The following is an 8,859-nucleotide window of genomic DNA, read 5'->3' on the forward strand; positions in this document are numbered from 1 at the left end:
ACAATAAGAGTATTTATCCTTTAGAATTAATTAAGAGAAAATTTTTTCTTGACTTGTTGTATAATTTGATAAAAGTGATCAAAATCTAAGCTTGCACTACCAATTAAAACTCCCAATAGATTTGGAATACTGAGCAAGTTTCCTATATTTTCTGAGCTGACTGAGCCACCATATATAATGTGTTTTTTACCAGTACACAATTTTATTATCTCTATCACCTCAGCAATTGCGTCATTATTTGGCACATTTCCTGTTCCTATTGCCCATATCGGTTCGTATGCTATGGTATATTCACCTTGTGTTGGCAAACGGTTTTTGCATTGATATTCTATTACTTCTTTTGTTTTTTTATTTTTATAATCTTCTGAGTTTTCACCTACACAGATGATTGGGTGTAATCCTGATTCTATTGCTGTTTTCGATTTAAGTTTTATTTCACTATCTTTTTCATGAGCCCTTTCAGAATGTCCAAGTATTACGTAACTACATCCTAGTTCCTTCAACATTCCTGCACTAATTTCACCTGTGTAAGAACCGAACTCTTTATGATGGCAATTCTGTCCTCCTATTTTAATATTATTGTTCAACTCTATACTGCTTGGAAATGATGTAAAAGGAGGGCAAATTACTAATTTAGAGGTAATTTCGTTGCTCTTGTTGTTAAGTTTGCCTATAAAGTCAACAAATGAAGAACGTGTTCCATTCATTTTCCAATTTGCTACTATTAAAAAGGACATCAACTTTACTTGTATGGATAAGAGTGCCGGCTGTCGGACTTGAACTGACAACCTACTGATTACAAGTCAGTTGCTCTACCAATTGAGCTAAGCCGGCATTAAATACACTGACAATATACAATTATTGATGAATTTTCGTCAACTAATTTTTAAAATACTGCATACTAAGATCATATGAAAAAATTTTCACTGAAGCCAAAAAAGAGTCTAGGGCAAAATTTTATTTTATCGAATGAGATAATAAAAAGAATAGTTGCCTTAGCTGGTAGCCTGAAAGATTTTAATGTTATTGAAATTGGTCCTGGGTATGGTGCGTTAACAAGAGAAATATTGGCGTATAATCCAAAGTTTCTACTTTCTATAGAAAAAGATAGTAGTTTAGTGAAACATCACGAACAATTGCTAAATGAGCATCAGGGAAAATATAGAATTATAGAAGCAGATGCACTTAATGTTGTAGAAAAAGAGCTGGTAGAATGTCCAGTCAAAGTCATTGCTAACTTGCCTTACAATATCTCAGTAGCGTTATTTTTAAAGTGGTTAAATAATATAAAATTTTTTACGAATTTGACGTTAATGTTCCAAAAGGAGGTAGCAGAGCGTATTACAGCAGAACCTAATTCTAAAGATTATGGTTCCCTATCAGTGCTAAGCCAGTTACTATGCGACATAAAGAAGGAATTTGATATTGAACCTAAGGAATTTTTTCCAAGACCAAAAGTATATTCTTCAGTAATTACAGTAAAACCTTTACCCACTCCAAGATTTGCAGTAAATTTAGAAACCTTAACAAAGCTAACACGTGCTGTGTTCGCTCAAAGAAGAAAGATGCTGAGAAATAGCTTGCAAAGTATAACTAGTGATGTCTCAACTATTCTTGAGAATGCTAAACTGAGTGGAGACGAACGTCCAGAAAGCTTAACTATTGAGCAGTTCTGTTTGCTAGCAAATAATGTAATTTTGCGATAAATATATTAGGAGCTACATCCCTCTTCTATCCTATTTTGATCTAAAAATAGCTGGAGCCAGGCTAATTTTGCAAAAGCTCTATTGCAATTTCATTAATTGGCGTATAAGCTTTAAATAAAGCATATGAAAAAAATGGAAGCTTGTTATTCGTTTGACGATGTACTTCTCTTACCGGCCTATTCTGATGTATTGCCTCGTGATGCAGACACAAGAACTTATCTAACAAATAATATAGAACTAAATATCCCTCTCATATCCTCTGCAATGGACACTGTCACTGAATCAGGCTTTGCAATAGCTATTGCCCAACATGGTGGAATAGGTTGCATACATAAGAATTTATCAATAGATGAACAAGTGTTAGAAGTAAGAAGGGTGAAAAAATATGAAAGCTGGATCGTGTATAACCCAATTACAATTTCCCCAGATAAAACAGTTGCAGAAGCAGTTTCATTAATGAGAGAGTATAATTATTCCGGCATTCCTGTAGTTGATCAACGCAAGTTAGTGGGAATTTTAACTAATCGAGATGTGAGGTTTATTGAAGACCAGAACATGAATATAAAAGTTTCCGAGGTAATGACAAAAGATAAGTTAGTAACAGTTCGAGAGCAGGCAGTAAACAGCGCCTCAGCAATGAAATTGTTGCATGCAAATAGAATAGAGAAGCTTTTGGTTGTTGATGAAAATTCTTGTTGCATAGGTCTAATCACAGTTAAAGACATCGAAAAATACAATAGATATCCAAATTCATGTAAAGACAGTAAAGGTCGACTCAGAGTTGCCGCTGCAATTGGTACTGGTAAAAAAGATGGTATAGAAAGATGTGAAGCTTTGATCGGAGAGGAAGTCGATGTGGTTATTGTAGATACCGCTCACGGTCATTCCGAGAACGTTATCAGCACCATTAAGGAAATAAAAAAGATGTATCCGAATACGCAATTAATCGGCGGAAATATTACAACAAAGGAGGCTGCTGAAGCGTTAATTGATGCTGGTGTTGATGCAGTAAAGGTTGGAATAGGGCCCGGATCAATTTGTACTACCAGAATAGTTACAGGTGTTGGTATGCCGCAATTCTCTGCAATCAAGAATGTTGCAGAGGTGTGTAGAGCAAAAAACGTCAGACTAATTGCTGATGGTGGAATAAAATATTCGGGAGATGTTGCAAAAGCTATTGCAGCTGGTGCTGATACTGTGATGATAGGTTCAATCTTTGCTGGTACTGAGGAAAGCCCAGGTGAGATTATCATGTATAAGGGTAGAGCATATAAGGAATATCGAGGAATGGGATCTATTAGTGCAATGAAACGAGGGTCAGCTAGCCGTTATTTTCAAGATTCAAAACTTGATTTAGTCCCACAAGGAGTAGAAGCAAGAGTTCCTTTTAAAGGTCCAGCTTCAGGAGTGATCTGTCAGTTAATTGGTGGGTTGCAAGCTGCAATGGGTTACACTGGCAACCGTAATATAGAAGAGATGAAAAAAAACTGCAAATTTGTCACTATTACTTCATCAGGGTTAAGAGAAAGTCATGCTCATGATATAATCATTACACAGGAAGCTCCAAATTACGCTTACCAAGCATCTAATTTATCATCTGATTCAGAGTAAATACAATCCCCTTTTGAGTGGGTCATTTCAACACTGGTACACAATTGTATAAACATATTAATATTAAGAGTCAAAAAGATGTCATCTAAGTGGCTGACACTGGAAAATCGATTGTAAATAAACTGACTACATAAAATTTTTGATCAAAATCAGTGCTATAAGTTGGAATAGCAACTTAAGGTAGATTGCCAGCTTAATATATTTTGATAAATCCAAATTATTTTAGCTATAAGAGAGCTTTGCTTTTTTGCTCCATCAGAATTGGCTTACTTTTAGTGATTCATGGAGTTAAAAAAGTCAGCATTGCTCTTTGTTAAAAGTAATTTGTCACGTAAAAACTCCATTGCTTCAACAGATCCCATAGGGTTAAGTATCCTACGCAATACCCATATTTTATTTAGTATGGCCTTATCAACTAATAGCTCTTCCTTCCTTGTTCCGGATTTTGTAATATCAATAGCAGGGAATATACGTTTATCAGCAAGTTTTCTATCTAGTATAATTTCAGCATTACCTGTGCCTTTAAACTCTTCAAAAATAACATCATCCATTTTTGAACCAGTTTCTATAAGGGCTGTAGCGATGATTGTCAAAGAACCACCATTTTCAATATTACGAGCTGCTCCAAAAAAGCGTTTTGGTCTTTGCAGCGCATTTGAATCTACACCACCGGTTAGAACCTTTCCAGACGAAGGAATGACTGCATTATAAGCACGTGCAAGGCGAGTTATAGAATCAAGCAAAATCACTACATCTTTTTTGTGTTCAACCATTCTTTTAGCTTTTTCTATTACTATTTCAGCAAGTTGGACATGACGGTAGGCAGGTTCATCAAATGTAGAGCTTACCACTTCACCCTTTACAGAGCGTATCATATCTGTCACCTCTTCGGGTCTTTCATCTATAAGTAATACTATTAGTTCTATTTCAGGATGATTTGTAGCTATAGAGTGAGCCATTTGCTGAAGCAATATCGTTTTTCCTGTACGAGGTGGAGCAACTATCAATGCTCTTTGTCCTTTTCCAAGAGGTGTAACTATATCTACAGCACGCATGTTTATATCTTTTTTATTATCTCCGCTACTGTTGTTTTCAAGGATGAGGCTTTTTTCAGGATAAAGCGGAAGCAAATTATCAAAATGGACGTACTTTCTTAATTCACTGATTTCAGTAGAGTTTATACTTTGAACCTTAGTTAAAGTAAAATATCTTTCCTTATCACCAGGTGGCCTTATTTCTCCACATGCCATATCTCCTGTACGTAAATTAAACTTCTTTATTTGGCCATTGGAAATATAAACATCATCGGTACTTGGAGCATAATTTGCACTTGATGAACGTAAGAAACCAAAACCATCAGGCAATATTTCCACTACTCCACTTCCTGTGGTTATGCCTCCTTCTTCACTCATTTTCTTCATTAAACTGAATATCATTTCCTGTTTTAGCATCCTGCCATTGCCTTTACCACTAGTTGAAATTTTTCTTTCTTCAGCTAGCTCTAACAATTCTTCTGCTGTTTTCTCTTTCAACTCGCTCAGGTCCAACGTTTTCTTGTTTTTTTCAGCACCTTCACTGGTCATTTGTTTTACTGCGTCAGCATTATGAATTTGTTCGCTTTTTTCAGGTTGACCTACAACCTCTCCTTTTGCTAAGACATCTTCATTGATTGTTGTCATAATCCTCCAAAAATTTTAATTGATGCTTACTAACCTAAAATGTGAGTATAAAACAATAAATTAGGCTGAGCTAGTTTTTAGTGCGTATTTAGACTTAATTATTATTAAACTAGATACTTTACTTACATTATACTGATAAAAACTAACAAGTCAAGTCAATTTAATATTAACAAAGTACAAGAATTTGAGAATCATCAATAGCTATTATTTATATTTTTTAATCTTTGTTTCTTCTCTTCTTCTACTTTCGCTTTTTCTACTTCCGCTTCTAAATTTTCCTGGCTACATAAACCAAGTAGTACAGGATCTTGAGGTTTGATATTGAGTATGTTATGATGAGATCCATCTCTTACCTGCTCAACTGTGTAATTTGTTGTACTAACTAGCTTAGCTATCACATTATTGTTCAAGATAGGAAATTTTTTTACCAAATAATAAATCGCATTAGGTTTATCTCTACGCCTTGCTGTGGAAGCAAAGGCAAGAAAGCTAATCGTCTTTGCCCTTTTTTTTATATTTTTTATAATCAAATTTGGTACACGATTTGGATTTTTTTTGCAATTATCGATTTCTTTTTCAGTAATTATTTCAGAAATAATAGGGTCATACTTTTCAACTTCTATTTCCTCATCAGCTATGTCTTGTACTTTTTCAAGGGATAACTTGCAACATTGTGCTATTTGATCAAAAGTTAAGCTAGTGTTATCAACCAACCAAGCAGCTACTTGCATGAGAAATTGTTCATTTCTATCTTTATTGTCTTTAGAAGATTCCATTGACATCGAAAAAACATCTCCCATTTTAATATTCCTTTACTGTTATAGAAATAAAATATAAACCATTAAAACTAAAAAAGCATTAACTTTGTCATCCAATGGCTTTTTGGTTTATATTTCTTATCTCTTAGAACCTGTTCATAATCTTTTGAGGAGGAAAGAAGTAAAAGCAAATTTGTAGGCTAGTATTAAGTTTACGCTCGCAATTTTTCCAAAATCGCCTACATTTTTCCAACCAGGCAAAAGATCTCTCACGTTAGCTAGTTGTTACTCTCTAATCCTGAAAATTGGCGTTCTATACTGTTCTTAAACGTTTTATAAGCTCGTTTCAGCTTATGTAGGTAAAAACCTAGAAATATTGTGAAGACATAAGGTGCACATAGTGCAAAAAATTAAAAATAAGATGCCAACTGTATAATACTTTTGTCGTTTAATCTGCACAGATTGAAGATAATAAAATACCTTCAGTCTTATGATATGTATAACAATGTTACAAAAAATAATATCATAGAATTCAAGAAGATAATTCCTAGAGGGTTACTCATCTATAAAAGGCCGAATTTTGTTAGCTATTTAGATGTAAAAGGTAAGCTAAATTTTTATAAGGAAAAAACAATAATTAACTAAAAGAGAGCGCTGGACGAAGCAACTTAATTGGTTTGCTATTTCAACCACCATAACTCAATCAACAAATTTTGGAAAAAAACACCGTGTTTTGAGAACCTTATTTATCGACATATAAAATTTTTCTTGCCTCTTTTCAAAAAATAAAACATCTAAAATTAAGAATATTGATAATTCTTTATAGGGGGTATTATGCACGTAGGAAATTCTAATAGTCAGCAGGTAAGTCAGAATTTGCTGTCTTTTTCAGCTAATTCCTCTGATGAGGAGTACTGTGATGCTAGTGATAAGGTTGAGAGATCTTCTATATCTTGTGAAAGTGATTCTGACCTGGAGTCTATTCCTACTGTATCACATTTTAAGCAGCATACTTGGAAAGACGGCAAATCTAAAAAAGTTGGCCAAAGTAGCTTTAATGAAAATAAGGGAACAAGGAAGTCATTTGGTGAAAATGGATATATAGAGGGACAATGGAAGAACAATCATTTGATAGAACTAGATTCGTGTCAATTTACTCATCCACATAATAATAAAACAGTTTATATTAGGAAGCAAAGTCCAGGTTATTTATTTACTTTTGATCAGGAAAACTTTATTGCAAGAGTAAGCTTCAACAAGATTGAAGAGTTAGATTTTGCTGGGCATCCTATAGATATAAAACGAAATTTTCTTGAAAAGCTTAAAATTACTAAAATTATAGAAGATGAATTATTAAATAACAGGGATAAAGCTTATGAACAATTTAAACAGTTTTTGCAGGATAGAAGTGGTAAAACTGCAGATAATCTTGAGTATGCAGAGGATCTTTTTCAGTTTTCTAAAAGATTAGAAGATTGGAGAAAGTTCTCTAGTAATATATCGATATTAGATGATGTAGTTAATAATCAGAACATTTCACGCGAGACAAATAGTAGTAGTCAACAATTGCTTAATAGAGAAAGAGCTCTGGATATAAGAAAGAAAGAGTTTTCTCGAGTTGATCAATTTTATACAAGGGATTTGCTGACAGGATTACAACAAATCTGTAAAGATGGAATAAATAATCACGGAAGTATCTTATATGACAAATATCTTTGGTCTATTTCTGTAATGGCTCCATCTGTTATGGTAGATCATTTATCTGACTTGCATGATAAATCGGTATTTTATATCAGTAATAAAGATATGGAGTTGTTTGCAGATCTTGTTGATATGATGAGTGAGCAACCTTTCCTGGATCTTGTAGGTGATTCATGGAATGCTTTATTTAAAAGGATAAAGGAAATGAGGGGAGAAGCACTAGGGAAACTTGCTTCTTCACAAAGTTTTACACCTTTAACTCATCCTATGTATTTTTATCTTTGTAAGAGCTTTCAGGAGCTAATTTTAGAGATTAGTAGTAAAACAGATATTTCTGTTAATGATCTACTGAAAAAAGACGGTCAAGGAAAATGGGGCTTAATACAAACTATAAATTGGCCATTAACTTCCTCTCTAAACCGCTCTCTCGAACAGCAATATCACTTTATCTTTACACTAATGAAACATTTTGAGCCCGGTTATTATTCTGACAAAAAAGAATTTGAATACAAACTTAAATCGTTACAGGACCCTGGTGATGAAACGTGGTTGCAACGTATAAAAAACTCTGTTTCCAATTTATTTGGCAATAATGAGTTATCATCCATATCTCAAGAGCGCTTAGCATGGATATATATTATTGACAGTGCAATTACTAATCTGCTTTCCGAAAAAGAATTAAAGTTATTTGAACCTCTCATACAAGGCTATATGGATTTTATTAAAAACACAGAAGGTGATCATTATGAGTCATTTCGAATAGCAACACATAATGTTATAAGATTTATAGCACAAACAAGTCCTTATCTTTCAAAAGAGATTTCAGTAATTGATCAAACTATTCTAACAAAACAAATAGAATCTATTAAGAAGGCGTTTTTAGATAAACAATCTGGTGATTTTAGAGATTTGGTAGATGTATATAATGAGTATTGGAAGAATAGGGAATCTATTTTAGAAAAAATTCCTGATAAATTTCCTTATGGGAAGTTCAAGCAAGACATGGAAGAAATACGTCAAACATTACTTAATATTGCAAGTACTGTACTTGATCAAAAAGCAAAATCACAAGAGTTAATTAAGTACTTTAGATCATTTAATGAGTTTTTAGAGGATTTAAATAGTATAGAATTCAGTTGGTTTATTAAAGGAACTAATAATGACTTAACTGAAGTAGAAGTAGCCAATAAAGATAAAAATTCATATAAGGTTTTAGATCCTGAAAATTTCATCAAAAAATATAAGGATAATATCCCTAATCACTACTTAATTGAAATCACTCAAGATCTATTAAATAGTGTAAGTAATTTACTTGAGCAAAAAAAATGGTCTGATGACGATAATTTGAGTGCAGCAAGTGTGTAATAGTTTAGACTTGATCTGACAGGCATGAATTAACTGACA

General features: G+C 33.4%; 6 protein-coding genes, 1 tRNA gene and 1 pseudogene. 3 read left to right on the forward strand and 5 right to left on the reverse strand.

Features of this window, described 5'->3' with window-relative positions; translation table 11 throughout:
* Positions 1–26: 26 nt before the first annotated feature.
* On the reverse strand, positions 27–737 hold the full coding sequence (locus JR053_RS04325) for a triosephosphate isomerase (RefSeq protein ID WP_010402280.1): 711 nt from the start codon (positions 735–737) through the stop codon (positions 27–29).
* Positions 738–761: 24 nt separating this feature from the next.
* Positions 762–834: transfer RNA gene (locus JR053_RS04330), tRNA-Thr, on the reverse strand.
* 77 nt (positions 835–911) lie between these two features.
* Here JR053_RS04330 and rsmA point away from each other — a divergent pair.
* Both rsmA and guaB read left to right on the forward strand, forming a co-directional pair.
* Complete coding sequence (rsmA, locus tag JR053_RS04335; RefSeq protein ID WP_010402279.1) at positions 912–1,706, forward strand: 16S rRNA (adenine(1518)-N(6)/adenine(1519)-N(6))-dimethyltransferase RsmA; 795 nt, start codon at positions 912–914, stop codon at positions 1,704–1,706.
* Between the two features lie 123 nt (positions 1,707–1,829).
* On the forward strand, positions 1,830–3,317 hold the full coding sequence (guaB, locus tag JR053_RS04340; RefSeq protein WP_010402276.1) for an IMP dehydrogenase: 1,488 nt from the start codon (positions 1,830–1,832) through the stop codon (positions 3,315–3,317).
* Positions 3,318–3,589: 272 nt separating this feature from the next.
* Here guaB and rho read toward each other — a convergent pair whose 3' ends face one another.
* The 3 genes and pseudogenes from rho to JR053_RS04355 all read right to left on the reverse strand — a co-directional run.
* Positions 3,590–4,996, reverse strand: a complete 1,407-nt coding sequence (rho, locus tag JR053_RS04345; protein WP_010402274.1) for a transcription termination factor Rho — start codon at positions 4,994–4,996, stop codon at positions 3,590–3,592.
* Positions 4,997–5,190: 194 nt separating this feature from the next.
* Positions 5,191–5,796: a cell cycle transcriptional regulator TrcR gene (locus tag JR053_RS04350; RefSeq protein WP_010402270.1), complete on the reverse strand. Its 606-nt coding sequence runs from the start codon at positions 5,794–5,796 to the stop codon at positions 5,191–5,193.
* A gap of 114 nt (positions 5,797–5,910) precedes the next feature.
* Positions 5,911–6,025: pseudogene (locus JR053_RS04355) on the reverse strand (IS5/IS1182 family transposase); the annotation flags it as partial.
* A 563-nt stretch (positions 6,026–6,588) separates the two neighbouring features.
* Between JR053_RS04355 and JR053_RS04360 the strand changes: the two are divergent.
* On the forward strand, positions 6,589–8,820 hold the full coding sequence (locus JR053_RS04360; RefSeq protein ID WP_416603668.1) for a hypothetical protein: 2,232 nt from the start codon (positions 6,589–6,591) through the stop codon (positions 8,818–8,820).
* The last annotated feature ends 39 nt before the right edge of the window (positions 8,821–8,859 follow it).

The organism is Wolbachia endosymbiont of Nasonia vitripennis (assembly GCF_048054115.1).
In the GTDB taxonomy this organism is placed as follows: domain Bacteria; phylum Pseudomonadota; class Alphaproteobacteria; order Rickettsiales; family Anaplasmataceae; genus Wolbachia.